At 68.0% G+C, this 17,239-nt stretch carries 17 protein-coding genes and 3 tRNA genes; 13 read left to right on the forward strand and 7 right to left on the reverse strand.

The window, feature by feature from the left end; genetic code table 11:
* Window positions 1-51 precede the first annotated feature (51 nt).
* A complete protein-coding gene (locus tag A5695_RS17485; protein ID WP_068084663.1) occupies window positions 52-993 on the reverse strand; it encodes a class I SAM-dependent methyltransferase in 942 nt (313 codons plus the stop codon).
* 207 nt (window positions 994-1,200) lie between these two features.
* Here A5695_RS17485 and A5695_RS17490 point away from each other — a divergent pair, with 207 nt between their 5' ends.
* Both A5695_RS17490 and A5695_RS17495 read left to right on the forward strand, forming a co-directional pair.
* Window positions 1,201-2,199: a phosphotransferase family protein gene (locus A5695_RS17490; RefSeq protein WP_231974886.1), complete on the forward strand. Its 999-nt coding sequence runs from the start codon at window positions 1,201-1,203 to the stop codon at window positions 2,197-2,199.
* Window positions 2,200-2,217: 18 nt separating this feature from the next.
* Window positions 2,218-2,703: a hypothetical protein gene (locus A5695_RS17495; protein ID WP_068084669.1), complete on the forward strand. Its 486-nt coding sequence runs from the start codon at window positions 2,218-2,220 to the stop codon at window positions 2,701-2,703.
* A 13-nt stretch (window positions 2,704-2,716) separates the two neighbouring features.
* Here the strand turns inward: A5695_RS17495 and A5695_RS17500 are convergent, their stop codons facing one another.
* Window positions 2,717-3,367, reverse strand: coding sequence for a DUF1345 domain-containing protein (locus A5695_RS17500; RefSeq protein ID WP_068084673.1), 651 nt, complete (start codon window positions 3,365-3,367; stop codon window positions 2,717-2,719).
* A 373-nt stretch (window positions 3,368-3,740) separates the two neighbouring features.
* Between A5695_RS17500 and A5695_RS17505 the strand changes: the two genes are divergently transcribed.
* Both A5695_RS17505 and A5695_RS17510 read left to right on the forward strand, forming a co-directional pair.
* The gene (locus tag A5695_RS17505) at window positions 3,741-4,916 is read left to right on the forward strand and encodes a DUF1611 domain-containing protein (protein WP_082946152.1); all 1,176 of its coding nucleotides are present in this window, start codon (window positions 3,741-3,743) and stop codon (window positions 4,914-4,916) included.
* Window positions 4,913-6,079: an alanine/ornithine racemase family PLP-dependent enzyme gene (locus A5695_RS17510; RefSeq protein ID WP_068084675.1), complete on the forward strand. Its 1,167-nt coding sequence runs from the start codon at window positions 4,913-4,915 to the stop codon at window positions 6,077-6,079. The genes A5695_RS17505 and A5695_RS17510 overlap by 4 nt, the downstream gene beginning before the upstream one ends.
* A 123-nt stretch (window positions 6,080-6,202) precedes the next feature.
* Here the strand turns inward: A5695_RS17510 and A5695_RS17515 are convergent.
* A tRNA-Arg gene (locus A5695_RS17515) sits at window positions 6,203-6,275 on the reverse strand.
* A 30-nt stretch (window positions 6,276-6,305) separates the two neighbouring features.
* Window positions 6,306-6,397, reverse strand: a tRNA-Ser gene (locus A5695_RS17520).
* An 84-nt stretch (window positions 6,398-6,481) separates the two neighbouring features.
* On the opposite strand from A5695_RS17520, the gene A5695_RS17525 reads away from it, so the two are divergent.
* Together A5695_RS17525 and A5695_RS17530 are read left to right on the forward strand one after the other, a co-directional pair.
* The gene (locus A5695_RS17525) at window positions 6,482-7,549 is read left to right on the forward strand and encodes a pyridoxal phosphate-dependent aminotransferase (protein WP_068084678.1); all 1,068 of its coding nucleotides are present in this window, start codon (window positions 6,482-6,484) and stop codon (window positions 7,547-7,549) included.
* 12 nt (window positions 7,550-7,561) lie between these two features.
* Window positions 7,562-8,023, forward strand: a complete 462-nt coding sequence (locus A5695_RS17530; RefSeq protein ID WP_068084682.1) for a DUF4334 domain-containing protein — start codon at window positions 7,562-7,564, stop codon at window positions 8,021-8,023.
* A gap of 129 nt (window positions 8,024-8,152) precedes the next feature.
* On the opposite strand, the gene A5695_RS17535 is transcribed toward A5695_RS17530, so the two are convergent.
* Window positions 8,153-8,737 carry a TIGR03086 family metal-binding protein gene (locus A5695_RS17535; RefSeq protein ID WP_197515532.1) on the reverse strand — a complete coding sequence of 195 codons (585 nt, stop codon included), beginning with the start codon at window positions 8,735-8,737 and terminating at the stop codon, window positions 8,153-8,155.
* A 23-nt stretch (window positions 8,738-8,760) separates the two neighbouring features.
* On the opposite strand from A5695_RS17535, the gene A5695_RS17540 reads away from it, so the two are divergent.
* From A5695_RS17540 to A5695_RS17555, 4 genes are read left to right on the forward strand one after another with little or no spacing between them, the layout of a single operon-like run.
* Window positions 8,761-9,585 carry a crotonase/enoyl-CoA hydratase family protein gene (locus A5695_RS17540; protein WP_068084687.1) on the forward strand — a complete coding sequence of 275 codons (825 nt, stop codon included), beginning with the start codon at window positions 8,761-8,763 and terminating at the stop codon, window positions 9,583-9,585.
* 19 nt (window positions 9,586-9,604) lie between these two features.
* Window positions 9,605-10,846 (forward strand): lipase LipE, encoded by a 1,242-nt coding sequence (lipE, locus tag A5695_RS17545; RefSeq protein ID WP_068084690.1) that lies wholly within the window; start codon window positions 9,605-9,607, stop codon window positions 10,844-10,846.
* A 29-nt stretch (window positions 10,847-10,875) separates the two neighbouring features.
* On the forward strand, window positions 10,876-11,067 hold the full coding sequence (locus A5695_RS17550) for a hypothetical protein (RefSeq protein ID WP_068084693.1): 192 nt from the start codon (window positions 10,876-10,878) through the stop codon (window positions 11,065-11,067).
* Between the two features lie 37 nt (window positions 11,068-11,104).
* A complete protein-coding gene (locus A5695_RS17555) occupies window positions 11,105-12,211 on the forward strand; it encodes a hypothetical protein (protein ID WP_068084697.1) in 1,107 nt (368 codons plus the stop codon).
* 5 nt (window positions 12,212-12,216) lie between these two features.
* Here the strand turns inward: A5695_RS17555 and A5695_RS17560 are convergent.
* Window positions 12,217-12,303: transfer RNA gene (locus A5695_RS17560), tRNA-Ser, on the reverse strand.
* A gap of 37 nt (window positions 12,304-12,340) precedes the next feature.
* Between A5695_RS17560 and A5695_RS17565 the strand changes: the two genes are divergently transcribed.
* Window positions 12,341-13,309, forward strand: coding sequence for an NAD(P)H-quinone oxidoreductase (locus A5695_RS17565; RefSeq protein ID WP_068084867.1), 969 nt, complete (start codon window positions 12,341-12,343; stop codon window positions 13,307-13,309).
* 94 nt (window positions 13,310-13,403) lie between these two features.
* Here A5695_RS17565 and A5695_RS17570 read toward each other — a convergent pair whose 3' ends face one another.
* Window positions 13,404-14,600, reverse strand: coding sequence for a cysteine desulfurase-like protein (locus tag A5695_RS17570; protein WP_068084700.1), 1,197 nt, complete (start codon window positions 14,598-14,600; stop codon window positions 13,404-13,406).
* 129 nt (window positions 14,601-14,729) lie between these two features.
* Between A5695_RS17570 and A5695_RS17575 the strand changes: the two genes are divergently transcribed.
* Together A5695_RS17575 and A5695_RS17580 are read left to right on the forward strand one after the other, a co-directional pair.
* Window positions 14,730-16,706 carry a DUF6541 family protein gene (locus A5695_RS17575; RefSeq protein WP_068084703.1) on the forward strand — a complete coding sequence of 659 codons (1,977 nt, stop codon included), beginning with the start codon at window positions 14,730-14,732 and terminating at the stop codon, window positions 16,704-16,706.
* Window positions 16,707-16,727: 21 nt separating this feature from the next.
* Complete coding sequence (locus A5695_RS17580; RefSeq protein ID WP_068084706.1) at window positions 16,728-17,234, forward strand: bacterial proteasome activator family protein; 507 nt, start codon at window positions 16,728-16,730, stop codon at window positions 17,232-17,234.
* Window positions 17,235-17,239 lie beyond the last annotated feature (5 nt).

Genomic DNA, 17,239 nt, shown 5'->3' on the forward strand with positions numbered 1-17,239 from the left:
CAGCGGTCGAGCGCCCTGAGCATGAGCGGCGACCGACCAGCGGGTCGTGTTCTAGCCGCGTCGCTGCGCGGAGATGTAGAGAGTGGGCGGCATCATGCCGTCGGCCTCCTGCGGAATGCTGCGTCCGTAGCGGGCCATCAACTCGGCGAACGTCGCGGTGGTGACGTCCCAGCCGTGTTCGCGCAGCCACCCGTCGACCGCGATGCGCTCTTCGGGGTACCAGAGGTCGTCGAAATCGGTGATCTCCGAGTCGACCAGCTTGGCGGCCGCGGCACGCATGCGCTGCATGTCCTCCCGCTGGCGCCGGACGATCTCGGGATCGTTGAAACCGGCAGCCGGCACGTTCGAGGCCAGCCAACTCCCGTCCGCGCTCAGCGCATGGATCCGCTCGAACAGCAGGTCCTGCGCCTGCGCCGGCAGGTACCGCACCAAACCCTCGGCCGACCACGCGGCCGGCTTCGACGGGTCGAAGCCCGCCTCCTGCAGCGCCTTCGGCCAATCCTGGCGCAGGTCTATCGGCACGTTGATCAGGCGCGCCTTTGGCTCGGCCCCGTGCTCGTGCAGCGTGTTGGACTTGAATTCCAGAACCCTGGGCTGGTCCAGCTCGTAGACGACCGTGCCGTCGGGCCACGGCAGCCGCCAGGCGCGAGCGTCCAGGCCGGCGGCCAGAATCACCACCTGCCGCACACCGGAGTCGGCTGCACCCAGGAAGAACTCGTCGAAAAACGCTGTCCGCGTGGCCATGAAGTCGACCATCAGCTGGATCCGCGTGCTCACCGCGGGCTCCAGCTCTACAGCCTTGGCCAGCAGTGCGGGATCGGCGTAGATGCTCCACATGCCTTCACCGGCCGCGTCGACGAACACCCGCGCGAACGGGTCGTTGATGAGGGGGTCGGCGCTCTCTGTCTCGGCGGCGCGCGCCGCTGCCACGCCGAGCGCGGTGGCTCCCACGCTTTGGGTGATGTCCCAGGAATCGTTGTCGGTACGCGGCATCGCCAGTCCCTTTCGAGGGCAGGTCAGTTAGTTGCGCACACTATTCTTCCAGGCCTCCGCCGGCCAGAGCCGCTTCCAAGCGGTCACCTACGCTTTTCCCAGACGCCCCACAGGGTTGCAGAGGAGCGCTGGCATGACCGAAGTGTTCGCCCGGATCGGTGCGGGTCGCGCGTGGACGCTGTGAACCTGGACGCCGTCGCGGCGTGGATGTCCGAGCAGGGACTCGGCGAGGGTCCGTTGGAGGACGTCTCCCCCGTCACCGGTGGCACCCAGAACGTCATGCTGCGGTTCACCCGGGCCGGCCGGCCTTACGTCTTGCGCCGCGGGCCGCGCCACCTGCGTCCGCGGAGCAACAACGTGATCCTGCGGGAGACGAAAGTACTTGCCGCCCTGGCCGGTTCCGATGTGCCGCACCCGCACCTGATCGCCGCCTGCGCGGACACCGGCGTGCTGGGTGACGCCGTCTTCTATCTGATGGACCCGGTCGACGGATTCAACGCCGGCGAGGGACTGCCGCCGTTGCATGCCGGCGATCCCGGGGTGCGGCACGGCATGGGCCTGTCGATGGCCGATGCGCTGGCCAGGCTGGGCGCCGTCGACCACGTCGCGGTGGGTCTCGCCAATTTCGGGAAGCCCGAGGGCTTCCTGGAACGCCAGGTGCCGCGCTGGCTTTCGGAGTTGGACTCCTACAGCGAGTACGCGGGCTACCCGGGGCCGGACATTCCCGGCATCGACGAGGTGGCGGGCTGGCTCCAACGCCACCGGCCGACCGCCTGGAGCCCGGGCATCATGCACGGCGACTACCACGCCGCCAACGTGATGTTCTCCCGGACCGGCCCGGACGTGGTCGCCATCGTCGACTGGGAGATGTGCACGGTCGGCGACCCGCTGCTGGACCTGGGCTGGCTGCTGGCCACGTGGCGCCAGCCCGACGGTTCCAGCGTGTTCAGCCACGCCCTCGGCGGGCAGGACGGGCTGGCCAGCACCGGCGAGCTGTTCGAGCGCTACGCGGCCAACACCACCCGCGACCTGACGCACATCGCCTGGTACACCGTGCTGGCCTGCTTCAAGCTGGGCATCGTCATCGAGGGGACGCTCGCCCGGGCCTGCGCGGGCAAGGCCGAAAAAGAGGTCGGCGATCAACTGCACGCGGCCACCGTCCACCTGTTCGAGCGCGCGCTGGGGCTCATCGCGGGCGCGCGCTGATCCACTACCATCCCCCTCGTGCCGCCTTATCCCGAGGAACCCGACTACTACTCCGAGCCCACCCAGGCCGCGTATGGCGGGTATTACGACGACCCGGCGCCCGAGCCCGAGCCGCCGACGCCGTGGTATCGCCGTCCGGCGGCGTTGGTGGCGGCCGGCGCGGTCGGGGCGATCGTGCTGGCGCTGGTGGCGTTCGCCGTCGTCAAGCTGGTGGGCGGTTCGCCCGCGCACAGCCCCGCGGCGACGACGACCACCACGACGACCACGATTCCGTCCACCGCCGTGACCACCACCACGACGGAGCCGCCCCGGCACCACGGCGGTGGCGGCGGCGCGCCGACCGAGACGGTCACCGAGACAGCGCCGCCACCGAGCACCGACACTGCCACGCCCACCACGACGGAGCCGCCGAGCACCGTCACGGTTTCGCCGAGCACCGAGACCAGCACCGTCACGCAAACCGTGACCGTCCCGCCGCGGCGCGGGCCGTTCGGCGGACGCTAGCGACCGGCGCGCGTCACAGTTTCGCGCTCAAGCCGGCGACCAGGTTGATGGTGACGGCCAGGATTACCGCGCCAAAAAGGTACGACAGCAGCGCATGGCGTAAGACCGTCGCCCGCAGCCGAGAGGCGTTGATCTCGGTGTCGGAAACCTGGAAGGTCATCCCGACGGTGAACGCTATGTAGGCGAAGTCGAGGTAGCGCGGCGGGTGTGGATCGTGGAAATCGATGCCCCCGACCTCGTCCGAGTAATAGAGGCGCGCGTAGTGCGCCGTGAAAAGCGTATGCACGGCGAACCACGAGGCCGCCACCGCCAGCACGCCGACGCCCGCCGCCGCGAGGGATTCCCTGCCCGAATGCGCGCCCGCGGCAACGACGTATCCCACACCGCCGAGACTGCTCAGGCTCGCCGAGATGACGACGATGTCGGCGAGCAATCGGGTGGCGTCCTCGCGTGTGGCGTGCCGAGCGGTGCGGTCGGCATCCATCGGGCCGATGATCAGCCAACTCCACGCGACGTACACCGCTGCGGCGACGATCCAGCCGAGGAGAGCGAACCTCCAACTGAGTGCACCGGCGATGACAACTGCCACCGCCATTCCGGCCAGTAAGGCGACGAAGAGCCGCACCGCGACTGTGTCGCGGACAAGGCGAACATAGGACGTCACAGCGTCGACTTTAAAGAGATGTCGACTTTGGAGAGATGAGGCAGCCGAACCGAGCTTTCAAGAGCGCGCCCGAAGGGATTCGACCCCCTAACCCGGGCGGATCGCGCGCGCAGACACGATACGAGTTCAATTGCCGTCTACGTGGTGTCTGGAAGCGTGACTGTCGCCGTCGTTGTCGTCGGAACGGTCATCAGCTCGCGCTATGGCGCCGGACGCACCGCGTGGCTCGGGGCGGGCAGAAGCAGGACAGGCAGATCCGATCGGGTATGGTTAACACACCGGTAATCTCGCCGGTCCTCAGGGAAGACCGTTGGAGGTTGGGCTTACGGCCCGCCACAATCCCGTCGCCTTCTGAGACTTCTCAGAGGATCTTATGTCTTCTCTCGCCTGCGGTACCCCTTCTCTCGGCGCGTCCGAACAGAGCGAGCGGATCCTCCCAGCGGCTCCCTTCGCGCTGCCTGGTGGTTCGACCGCGATCGTCTACTGCGAGGGCGTGTTCGGCGAACAGGACGGTAAGACCGCCAACGGCCTGGTCAGGCATTCGAAGAAGTACGAGATCCTCAGTGTCATCGACAGCATCCGGGCGGGAGTCGATGCCGGGAAGTTCCTCGACGGCATAGCGAACGGCATCCCGGTGCTGGCGTCGCTCGCCGAGTCCATCTCTCACGCCGGCCGCGTACCTGACTACCTGATCTGTGGGCTGGCGCCTGCCGACGGCCTACTGTCGGAGGAGCAGCGGGTCGTGATGCTCGAAGGCATCGCCCGCGGGATGCACATCATCAACGGCCTGCATGAGTTCCTCAACGACGACGCCGAGTTCGACGCGGCAGCCGCGGACGCCGGCGTCACCATCACCGATGTACGCCGACCGAAGGCCAAGCGCGACCTGCACCTGTTCTCCGGCCGGATCTTCGACGTCACATGTCCAAGGATCGCGATCCTGGGCACGGACGGGGCGATTGGGAAGCGCACCACCGCCACGTTGCTGGTCCAGGCGCTGAACGCACGCGGCGTCAAGGCGGTCATGGTCGGCACCGGTCAGACCACCTTGATCCAGGGCGGCAAGTACGGCGTCGCGCTGGATGCGCTGGTCCCCCAGTTCTGCTCGGGCGAGGTCGAGCATCAGGTCGTCGCCGCGTTCGAGGGTGAGGACCCTGACGTGATCGTGGTCGAGGGCCAGGGCGCGCTCAGCCACCCCGCGTACCTGACGTCAGCTCACATCCTGCGTGGCAGCCGCCCAGCCGGCGTGATCGTGCAGCACGCGCCGAAACGCGAAGTCCTCGGCGACTTTCCGATGGTCTCGATGCCGACCGCGGCCAGCGAGATCGCACTGATCGAGGCGTTCGCCGACACCCGCGTCATCGGGATCACGATCAACCACGAAGAGATGACCGAAGACGAGCTGACCAACGCGATCTCCGAGCATCATTCGCAGCTCGGCCTCCCGGTCACCGACCCGCTGACGCGCCCGGCGTCGGATCTGGTCGATATGGTGCTGGCGGCCTTCCCCTCCCTCGCGGTCGTGGCCGACACGTCCACCCCGGTGTGACGCTGCGGATCGCGACCGATCTCGACAAGGTCGAGCAGAACACACGGATCCTGGTTGACCGGCTTGCCTCAACGGGCATCCGAGTCACCGGGATAACCAAGGCCGTGTTGGGCTCGCCGGGAGTCGGCGCGGCGATGCTGCGCGGCGGCGCCGGCGGCCTCGGCGATTCCCGGGTGACGAACCTCGCTCGACTGGCCGGGCTCGACGGATCACGGTTACGCACGTTGATCCGCTCACCCATGCTCAGCCAGGTGGCACGGGTCGTTGAGTTCGCCGACGTCAGTTTGAACACTCAAGCCGTCGTCTTGGCGGCGCTCGATCAGGCCGCGTCCGAGCAGAAGCGCATGCACGCCGTCGTGCTTATGGTCGAGCTGGGCGACCTACGCGAGGGCATCGCGCTCGCCGACGTCGGCGAGGTCGCGCGGACTGTCCTCGGTTACTCTTTCCTCCGGCTGGTAGGGGTCGGCGCCAACCTCGCTTGTCAGAACGGTGTCACGCCCGACGACCGGAACATGGGCATCCTCTCCGGCCTCGCCAACGACATCGAGGCACTGCACGGGATCTCGCTCGACGTCGTCTCGGGTGGCAATTCGGCGAACCTGAACTGGGCTCTGCACACCCACGATGTAGGCCGGATCGACGAGCTCCGGCTCGGCGAAGCCATCCTTCTCGGCGTCGATCCGCTGTACCGCACACCGATCCCGGGCCTGCACACGGACGCCTTCACCTTGACCGCCGAAGTCATCGAGGTCGCCATGAAACCGGCTCAACCCTGGGGAGATCGTGCTCAGGCGGCCTTCGGCGAGGCGCCGGTCCGCACCGGCAGCGGGACCGTGCACCAAGCAATCCTGGCCCTCGGTCGCCAGGACGTGGACCCGGACGGTCTGCAGCCACCCGAGGGCATCACAGTCCTCGGGACGAGCAGCGATCACCTGATTGTTGACCTCGGCGATCACCCCGTCGCGGTCGGCGACGAGATCGACTTCGGTGTCGCCTACGGCGCACTCGTGCGGGCGATGACGTCGCCCTTCGTTACCAAGGTCGAGCACTTCCGCCGTTCCGTCACACCCGAGGTGACCCAGGTGCCAACACCGATCCAAGTGTCGACCCCCCGCTCAGCGCCGGACGCCCATGCCGGTGGCGACCTGCCTTACCTAGCTTGAGTGCCTGCTTGACAGCGACGAGCTCACTCGCTGTCCTGGGCGGGTGTTAGCGGGCAATTGATCGAAGAACGAATCCTAAAGAAGGAGGGCGGCCGCTACAGCCGACGTCATACATGAATTGAGCGCGCCCGAAGGGATTCGAACCCCTAACCTTCTGATCCGTAGTCAGATGCTCTATCCGTTGAGCTACGGGCGCCAGTCTTCAATTGTCTTGCGTCGTGTTCCTTGGCGGAGGCGAGAGGATTTGAACCTCCGGTCCCCTTTGAGGGGGACAACTCATTAGCAGTGAGCCCCATTCGGCCGCTCTGGCACGCCTCCCTTGGACTGTTTGAGGGTACCCGACCCCTTCCTGGTCTCACGGAACCGGCCATAGCGTACACATTTGCGGCATAAACTGTCGAAGTGACTGCTCGCTTGCGTCCCGAACTTGCCGGACTGCCAGTCTATGTGCCCGGCAAGAACGTGCCCGGCTCCATCAAACTGGCCAGCAACGAGACGGTGCACGGCCCGCTGCCCAGCGTGCACGCGGCGATCGAGCGCGCTGTTGCCGTCGTCAACCGCTACCCGGACAACGCCAGCGTCGACCTCAAGGCGGCGTTGGCCATGCACCTGGGATCCGACGTCGCCCCCGAGCACATCGCGGTCGGCAGCGGTTCGGTCACCCTGTGCCAGCAGCTGGTGCAAATCACCGCCGCTGCCGGCGACGAGGTGATGATGGGGTGGCGCAGCTTCGAGTGCTACCTGCCGATCGTTCAGGTGTCCGGCGCGATCGCGGTTAAGGTGCCGTTGACCGACCACACGCACGATCTCGGCGCGATGCTCGCGGCGGTCACCGATCGCACCCGGCTGATCTTCGTGTGCAACCCCAACAACCCGACGTCCACCGTCGTCGACCCCGACGACCTGGCCCGCTTCGTCGAGGCGGTGCCGCCGCACATTCTGATCGCGATCGACGAGGCCTACGTCGAATACATCCGTGACGGCATGCTGCCCAACAGCTTGGAGCTGGCACTGTCCCGCAGCAATGTCGTTGTGCTGCGGACATTTTCGAAGGCCTACGGGTTGGCGGGCCTGCGCGTCGGTTATGCGGTCGGCCACCCCGACCTGATCACCGCGCTGGACAAGGTCGTCATGCCGTTCGCGGTGACCAACGTCGGCCAGGCGGCCGCGATCGCGTCGCTGGAGGCGTCCGACGAATTGGCGGCCCGCACCGACGCGCTGGTCGCCGAGCGCACCCGCGTGAGCGCCGCGCTGCGCGATGCGGGGTTCACGCTGCCGCCGTCGCAGGCCAACTTCGTCTGGCTGCCGCTGGGCGCTCGCACCGAGGACTTCACCGAGCAGGCCGCCGACGCGCGCCTGGTGGTGCGGCCGTTCGCGGGCGAGGGTGTGCGCGTCACCATCGGTGCGGTGGAGGAGAATGACGCCCTGTTGCACTTCGCCTGCGACTGGATTTCCCGCACCGAACCATAGAGGAGTGGTCCGTTGGACTTGGCGCGCAAGCTGTTCACCGAGTTCAAGGAGCGCGGCGGCGAGATTCCCGATAGCGAGCTCGACGACTTCTGGGCCAGCCTGGAGCCGGCCACGATCGAGGGGATGCTGGGCGAGTGGAAGGGCGGCGAGTTCCGCACCGGCCACCGGATGAACGGCCAGCTCGAGAAGGCCGGCTGGTTCGGCAAGACGTTCTCCTCGCCCCGCGACGTTCAGCCGCTGGTCTGCCTCGACGCCGACGGCAACAAGTTCTCCAATGTCGAGATGGGCAAGGGCGAGGCCAGCCTGTGGCTCGAAGAGTTCCGCGGTGAGGTCACCGCGACGATGGTGTACGACGGCCAGCCCGTGCACGACCACTTCAAGAAGATCGACGACGACGCCGTCATGGGCATCATGAACGGCAAGGGCGTTCGCGATAACGGGCGGTATTACTACTTCTACCTCGAACGGGTCTAGCGGCACGCGCTTCGAGTGTGCGGCTGGCCGCGCACTCGACCAGTGTGCGCTGACGGCTTTGCGCGTGCGGCCAGGGCGGGAACACGGGCGCGGCCGCCATGGCCGCGCACTCGGCCGACAACCTAGGACCTAACGGGCCGGGTTGCGGCCGGTGAACGCGACCAACCGCTCGAGGGCGGCCGCATCCTCGGACACCTCCACCGGATCGTCGAACCCCGCACCACCGCGAAACTCCGGCCTGATGACCTCACGGGCGAGCCCCAACACGTACTCGGACAGCGGTTCGGGCGCGTCGATCTGGTGTTCGACGGCGGCGGCGTAATCCCAGGCGTGGACCAGGAATTCGATCGACAGGACGGCGCACGCGCTCTTGGCGGGCATCTCGCCCTTGCCGAACGGCACCGACCCGTCCAGGCCGTGCCGATGCCAGGCATCCAGCGCCGGCCGAGCCGCGGTGACCACCTGCCGTTCCACCGAATCGCCTTCGTCGCGCTCGGGAATCTCCGCGCCGACCATGCCGCCCAGCGCCGTGATCGAGCCCAGCAGGTGACCGGTCAACTGCGCGATGTCGAACTCCGTGCACGGCGTCTGCCGGGACAAGTCGTCGGCGGCGATCGTGTGCAACACCCGCTGCAACACCCCAAACGTGTCCTCGGCGCTGTGCAGCTCGTCGGTGGGCGGGGAATCGGGGCCGGGCCGCAAATCAGGAGCCATATTTGCCACGCTACGGTCTCGATATGGCGCAAGCATACGAATCCGTCACGGTGGAGACGAAAGATCACGTCGCGCAGGTGACGCTGATCGGACCGGGCAAGGGCAACGCGATGGGTCCGGCGTTCTGGTCCGAGATGCCCGAGCTGTTCGCGGCGCTGGACGCCGACCCCGAGGTGCGGGCGATCGTGCTCACCGGTTCGGGCAAGAACTTCAGTTACGGCCTGGACCTGCCCGCGATGGGCGGCTCGTTCACCCCGCTGTTGTCCGGGGATGCGCTGGCCGGCCCGCGAGCGGTCTTCCACCGCGAGGTCAAGCGCTTGCAGGGCGCGATCACCGCAGTCGCGGATTGCCGCACCCCGACCGTTGCGTCGGTGCACGGCTGGTGCGTCGGCGGCGGGGTCGACCTGATCTCCGCGGCAGACATCCGCTACGCGAGCGCCGACGCCAAATTCTCGGTGCGCGAGGTCAAGCTGGCCATCGTCGCCGACGTCGGCAGCCTGGCCCGCCTCCCGTACATCCTGAGCGACGGGCACCTGCGTGAACTCGCGCTGACCGGTAAGGACATCGACGCGGCCCGGGCCGAGAAGATCGGCCTGGTCAACGACGTGTACGACGACGCCGAGGCGACCTTGGCCGCCGCGCACGCCACCGCCGCCGAAATCGCCGCCAACCCGCCGCTGACCGTCCATGGGGTCAAGGACGTTCTCGACCAACAGCGCGTCGCCGCCGTCTCGGAGAGCCTGCGCTACGTCGCCGCGTGGAACGCCGCCTTCCTGCCGTCGAAGGACCTGACCGAGGGCATCGCGGCGACATTCGAGAAGCGGCCGCCGCAGTTCACGGGCGAGTGAGGCACGTACCCTCGCTGGGGTGACGACGACACCAGACGGCAGGATCCGCCTCCCGGCCGACTTGGACGCCGTGACGGCGATCGGTGCCGAAGACCACTCCGAATTCGACAGCGCCGCCGTCGACCGCATCTGGGCTGCCGCCCGGCACTGGTACCGGGGCGGCTTCCACCCCGCCATCCAGCTGTGCATCCGCCGACACGGGCGCGTCGTGCTCAACCGCGCGATCGGCCACGGCTGGGGCAACGCCCCGAGCGACCCGCCCGACGCCGAGAAGATCCCCGTCACGCCCGACACGCCGTTCTGCGTGTACTCGGCGGCCAAGGGCATGGCGGCGACCGTCATCCACATGCTCGTGGAGCGCGGCGTCTTCTCGCTCGACGACCGGGTGTGCGACTACATCCCCACGTTCACCAGTCACGGCAAGCACCGCATCACCATCCGGCACGTCATGACGCACAGCGCGGGACTGCCCTTCCCGACCGGCGCCAAGCCGGACGTCAAACGAGCCGACGACCACGAGTACGCACAGCAGAAGCTGGGCGAGCTGCGCCCGCTCTACCGGCCGGGACTGGTGCACATCTATCACGCGCTGACGTGGGGCCCGCTGGTGCGTGAGCTCGTTTATGCGGCCACCGGCAAGGAGATTCGCGAAATCCTCGCCACCGAGATTCTCGACCCACTCGGCTTTCGCTGGACCAACTTCGGCGTCTCCCATGAAGACCTGCCGTTGGTCGCGCCGAGCCACGCAACGGGCCGCCCGTTGCCACCGGTGGTCGCCCAGATCTTCCGCAAGGCGATCGGCGGAACCGTGCACGAGATGATTCCGATCACGAACACGCCGTTGTTTCTCACCACGATCATCCCGTCCTCCAACACGGTTTCGACCGCGCACGAGATGTCCCGGTTCGCCGAAATCTGGCGCCGCGGAGGCAATCTCGACGGGGTGCGGGTGATGAGCCCGGAGACGATGTACGGCGCCATCAGGCAATGCCGCCGACTGCGACCGGATTTCGCCGTCGGGTTGCAGCCCGCCCGGTGGGGCACCGGCTTCATCCTGGGAACCGACCGGTGGGGACCGTTCGGGCGCAACGCCCCCAACGCTTTCGGCAATCTCGGGCTGGTCAACATCGCGATCTGGGCCGACCCCGCCCGGGGTCTGGCGGCCGGCGTCGTCAGCAGCGGCAAACCCGGCCGTGACCCGGAAGCGAAGCGCTACACCGCCTTGATGGACACGATCACCGCCGAGATCCCCACCGATTGAGGGGGCCCTCGGGTGGGAACACTGCCCGCATGGCTACCTACCGAGTGCTCAACCCGAAGGGCGACGTCGTCGCGACCAAGGACATCGAAAGCGCCGACAAAGCGCACGCGTGGTTCGCCGACGAGGCGGTCGAGGGCAACGAACTGGGCTGGCGCCTGGAAGTCGAGGCCGACGGCGAGTGGCGCTTCTTCGACAACAGCGAAGGCGATCGCAGCTACTAGTGTTTTGACTCCCGATCGGCGGGGCACCCGAAAAGGCATGGACTCTGATCGCTTCCGCAAGTTGCTCGACGCCTCAGGCCCGTTCGCGTCGGTCTACTTCGACGACTCGCACGACACCCACGACGCCGAAGCTCAGCTCGAGCTCAAGTGGCGGGCGTTGAAGGAAGACCTCGAAAGGCACGGCGCCGCCGAGACGGTCATCGACGAGATCGGACGCGCGGTGACAGACCTGCGTCCGCCGATCGGGCGCAGCGGCCGCGCCATCGTGGCCGGCGCCGAGGGCGTGCTGCTGAACGAACACCTGCTGAGGTCGACGGCCCAACCGATCGTCCGGGTATCCGAATTGCCTTACATCGTCCCAATCGTCGAACACGGCTTTGACCACTCGGACTACCTGGTGGTGGAGGTCGACCACACGGGCGCAGACATCACCCGCCGGGTCGGTGGCGCGCTGCACTCGGAGACCGTCGACGGTGGCGGGTTCCCCGTCCACCACGCCGCGGGCGCCGAAACGGCCGGCTACGGCGACCCGCAACTGCGCAGCGACGAAGCCGCCCGCAAGAACATGCGCGCGGTCGCAGACCGGATCGCGGAGCTCGTCGATGCGGCGAACATCGACCTCGTCTTCGTTGTCGGCGAGGTCCGGTCGCGCTCGGACCTGCTCGCCGAACTGCCGGAGCGGATCACCGAACTGGTCGACGAGCTCAACGTCGGGGCGCGCCACAGCGGACACGACGCCGAAGAGTTGCAGCGCGCCATCGAGGCCGGCTTCCTGCGCCGGCATCTGAACGTGATCGACTCTGCCGCAGCGCGTTTCACCGCCGAGGTGGGCCGGCAATCCGGGCTGGCCGCCGAGGGACTGGACGCGGTGTGCTCGGCCCTGCGCCAGGGCGCGGTGGACACGTTGATCATCGGCGACCTCGGTGACGCCACCGTCGTCGCCGACGCCGAACTGACGACGGTGGCCCCCAACGAGAATGTGTTGTCGGAACAGGGCGCGGCCCCGGCCAAGACGCTGCGGGCCGACGAGGCGCTGCCGCAATTCGCGATTTCGGTCGGGGCGGCGCTGGTGCGCACCGACGAGCGGATCGCCCCCGCCGACGGTGTGGGTGCGCTGCTGCGCTACGCGCCGACGCTGCACTGAGAGTGCGGTGGCGGAGGGATTTGAACCCCCGGACGGTGTTAGCCGTCTCTCGCTTTCAAGGCGAGTGCATTAGGCCGCTCTGCCACGCCACCGCTGCTAAGGGTAACGGGGGTCGGTAGCGTGGCCACCATGCGCGCCATCGTCGCCGAATCCCCCGATCAGCTTTCCTGGCAAGAGGTGCCCGACGTGTCGGCCGGCCCCGGCGAGGTGCTGATCAAGGTCGCGGCGGCCGGTGTGAACCGGGCCGACGTGCTGCAGGCCGCGGGCAAGTATCCGCCGCCGGCGGGCGCGAGCCAAATCATCGGCATGGAGGTGTCCGGCGTCGTCGCCGCAACCGACGACGACGTGACGGGTTGGTCGGCGGGACAAGAGGTTTGCGCGCTGTTGGCCGGCGGTGGATACGCCGAATACGTCGCCGTGCCCGCCGGGCAGGTGATGCCGATTCCGGACGGCGTCGATCTGATCGACGCCGCCGGGCTGCCGGAGGTGGCCTGCACGGTGTGGTCGAACCTGGTGCTGACCGCGCACCTGGGCAAGGGGCAGCTGCTGCTGGTGCACGGCGGGGCGAGCGGCATCGGGAGCCACGCGATTCAGATCGCGCGGGCGCTGGGCGCACGGGTGGCCGTGACGGCCGGCTCTTCGGAAAAGCTGGAATTCTGCCGCGAGCTGGGCGCCGAGATCACGATCAACTACCGCGACGAGGACTTCGTCGAACGGCTGCGGGAAAGCGGCGGCGCCGACGTGATTTTCGACATCATGGGCGCCGCCTACCTGGACCGCAACATCGACGCCCTGGCCACCGACGGGCAGCTGGTCATCATCGGCATGCAGGGCGGCATCAAGGGCGAGCTCAACATCGGCAAGCTCTTGACGAAGCGCGCCCGGGTCATCGGCACCACGCTGCGCGCCCGGCCGGTCACTGGGCCCAACAGCAAGACGGAGATCGTGCAGGCGGTGATCGGGTCGGTGTGGCCGATGATCGCCGAGGGCCGCGTCCGACCGATCATCGGTGCCCGCCTGCCCATCCAGCAGGCCGGTGAGGCGCATCAACTGCTGACCGCGAGCAAGGTGACCGGGAAGGTCGTGCTGACGGTTTAGCGAAGCTACGCGGGCGTAAGCGGGCTGCGCTTTGTGGCCGGGACTTTCGCCGTGGGATTACGCTCGCGGATCCAAGGCCGGTCGCCGGCATAGGTCAGCCCAACGATGCGAGCGCCCGCACCAACTGGTCGACCTCGCCGGTCGTCGAGTAGTGCGCCAGCCCGATGGTGACGGCGCCGCCGACGTCGTTGACGCCCAGCACGTCGAGCGCGCGGGAGTTCTCGCACGTGACGGCCAGAATCCCGTTGTCGGCCAACCGCTGCACCACCCGCTCGGCGGGCACGCCGTTCAGGGCGAAGCTGAGCACGGGTATCCGCACCTCCGGACGGCCGATCACCATGACCAGCGGCAGCGAACGCAGCGCCACCATCAGGTAATCGAAGATCCGGTTCATGTACAAACCGGCCGATTGCATCGACACCGACAGGCGCTCGCGCCGGCCGCCGCGGGCGGACTCGTCAAGCGCCGCCAGATACTCGATGCTGGCGACCACCCCGGCGAGCAGACCGAACTGGTGCGCGCCGATCTCGAGCCGCGCCGCGCCGGTGGCCTTGGGGTCGGTCGAGATGGAGCCGAATGAATTGAGCAGCGCGGGATCGCGGAACACCACCGCGCCGATCGGCGGGCCGCCCCAGGCCAGGGCGTTCACCGCGACCACGTCGGCGTCGGTTTCCTTCACGTCGAGCAACCGGTAGGGCGCCGCCGCGGAATGGTCGACCACGACCAGCCCGCCGACGTCGTGCACCAGCTTGGTCATCGCCCGCAGGTCGGTGACCGTGCCCAGCGCGGCGGACGCCGAGGCGACGGCCACCAGCCGGGTCGACTTCCCGATCAGGCCCTCCCACTGCCAGGTCGGCAGCTCGCCGGTCTCGATGTCGATCTCGGCCCACTTCACCTTGGCGCCGTAGCGGTGCGCCGCCCGCAGCCACGGGGCGATGTTCGCTTCGTCGTCCAGGCGGCTGACGATCACCTCGTAGCCCAGCCCGGCCCGTGATGACGACGCCTCGGCCAGCGCCGACAGCAGGATCGCGCGGTCGGCCCCGAGCACCACACCCGCGGGGTCCACGTTGAACAGGTCGGCCACCGCCGCGCGCGCCGCCTCCAAGATGGCGGCGCTGCGCTGCGCCGACGGGTGCGCGCCCACCGTGGTGACGCTGGACCGCCGGAAGGCGGTGGAAACGGTGGTCGCGACGGAATCGGGGATGAGCATCCCGGTCGGCGCGTCGAAGTGCACCCACCCGTCACCCAGCGACGGATGCAGTCCGCGCACCCGGGCGACGTCGTAAGCCATGCCAGCCACCTTAGAGCTTGCGCATTTCCGCGAAATTGTGACCGTAGCGGGTGCCTTGAAAGGGTCCAAGCCGTTCCGGCCAACCGGTGGCTTCCCGAGGCAGGACACCCGGCCAGCCATACTAGTCGAGTGGGGCTTTGGTTCGGAACGCTGATCGCATTGTTCTTGCTGATAGCCCCCGGATCGATCATCGCGCGAATCAGTCAGCTGAGTTGGCCCATCGCGGTCGCGGTTGGCCCGGCGCTGACCTACGGCGCGGTCGCGCTGGCGATCATCCCGTTCGGCGCCCTCGGAATCCCTTGGAACGGCTGGACCGCGTTGGCCACGCTGGTCGCCGTGTGCCTGGTGATGGTCGTGCTGCAGCTGCTGCTCGGCCGCTACCGCGACACCGAGGCCGAAGCCCGCGGGATCGGCCGCTGGCCCGCGCTGACGGTGGCGGCCGGGGTGCTGCTCGGGGCGCTGCTGGTCATGTGGGCGGCATATCGCGGTCTGGCCGCCCACTGGCAGACCATCCCCAGCACCTGGGACGCCGTTTGGCACGCCAACGAGATCCGGTTCATCCTCGACACCGGCCAGGCATCGTCCACGCACATGGGTGAGCTGCGCAACGTCGAAACGCACCAGACGCTGTACTACCCCTCGGTGTTTCACGCCTTGGCCGCGGTGTTCTGTCAACTCACCGGAGCCGCGCCGACCACCGGCTACACGCTGAGCTCGGTGGCCGCCTCGGTCTGGCTCTTCCCGACCAGCGCGGCGATGCTGACCTGGAAGCTGCTGCGCCCCCATTGGGCGGAATGGCGCACCGCCGGCGCGGCCGCCACCGCCGCCGCGTTGTCGGTGTCGTTCACCGCCCTGCCCTACGTCGAGTTCGGCGTCGCCGCGATGCCCAACCTGGCCGCCTACGGGGTCGCCGTCCCGACGTTCACGCTGATCGCCTCGGCGCTGCGCCACCGCGACCGCATCCCGCTGGCGGTGCTCGCCTTCGTTGGGCTGATGTCCGTCCACCTGACCGGCGGGTTCATCGTCGTCCTGTTCCTGGCCGCCTGGTGGCTGCTGGATGTGTTGTGGCATCCGGTGCGCGGGCGACTTCCCGACGCGGTGACGCTCGCCGGCGTCACCGTCGCGACCGGGCTGATCCTGCTGCCGCAGTTCATCAGCGTCCGCCAGCAGGAAGACATCATCGCCGGACACTCCTTCCTGACCCACCTCAGCAAGAAGCGCGGGCTGTTCGACGCCGTCTTCCAGCATTCGCGGCACCTCAACGACTTCCCCTACCAATACGGACTCATGGCGCTGGCCATCGCCGGCGGCCTGGTCTTCGCCTACAAGAAGATCTGGTGGCCGCTCGCGGTCTGGCTGCTGCTCGTGCTCGTCAACCTCGACGCGGGCACACCGCTCGGCGGGCCGCTCGGCGCCCTGGCTGGCGCGTTCGGCGAGTTCTTCTACAAGGATCCGCGCCGGATCGCGGCCGCGATCACCCTGCTGCTAATGCCGATGGCGGGGCTCGCCCTCTTCCTGGTGGTGACGGTGGTGGTTGCTGCGGCCAAGCGGGTCGCCGACCGCGGGTTCAAGCCCCTGCCCGCGCGGGCCTGGACCGCGGCCACGGCCATCCTGCTGCTGGTGACGACGGTCTTCACCGCGCGGCACTACTTCTATCGGCACCTGGTCCTGTTCGGCGACAAGTACGACTCGGTGATGATCGACCAACGCGACCTGATGGCCATGGCGTACCTGGCCACGCTGCCCGGGGCGCACACCACCGTGATCGGCAACGCCAACACCGACGGCACGGCCTGGATGTACGCCGTCGCCGACCTGCACCCGCTGTGGACCCACTACGACTACCCGCAGCAGATGGGCCCAGGCCCCAACCGGTACATCTTCTGGGCCGGCGCCCGCAAAGGCGACGCCGATCCGCGGGTCGTCGAGGCGATTAAAGCGCTCAATATCCGGTACATCTACACCAGCACGCCGACGGTCCGGGGCTTCGCCGTACCCGACGGGCTAGTCTCACTGGATAAATCGAAGTCGTGGGCGCTGATCTACGACAACGGTGGAGCCCGAATCTACGAATGGCGCGGAATCGGCGCGGCGCCGCACTCTTAGTCCGCAAAGGATGGTGAAGGTTTGAGTACCCGCAACGACGACGATGGCATCGAGATCATCGGCGGCGTCGACCCGCGGATCACGGCGGTGGCGGACGACGACTCCGACGAGCGCTCCCTGACCGACCTGGTTGAGCAACCCGCCAAGGTGATGCGCATCGGGACGATGATCAAGCAACTGCTCGAGGAGGTGCGCGCCGCACCGCTCGACGAGGCCAGCCGCAACCGCCTGCGCGAGATCCACGCGACCAGCATCCGCGAGCTGGAAGAGGGCCTGGCGCCGGAACTGCGCGAGGAGCTGAACCGCCTCACCCTGCCGTTCAACGAGGACACGGCGCCTTCGGACGCCGAATTGCGGATCGCCCAGGCCCAGTTGGTCGGCTGGCTGGAGGGGTTGTTCCACGGCATCCAGACCGCGCTGTTCGCTCAGCAGATGGCCGCCCGAGCCCAGCTGGAGAACATGCGTCAGGGCGCGTTGCCCCCCGGCGTCGGCAAGCCGGGCGCGTCCGGACACGGTCAGTACCTCTAAGCGAA

The sequence above is a fragment of the Mycobacterium sp. E1747 genome (genome assembly GCF_001667775.1).
Taxonomy (GTDB): Bacteria; Actinomycetota; Actinomycetes; order Mycobacteriales; family Mycobacteriaceae; genus Mycobacterium.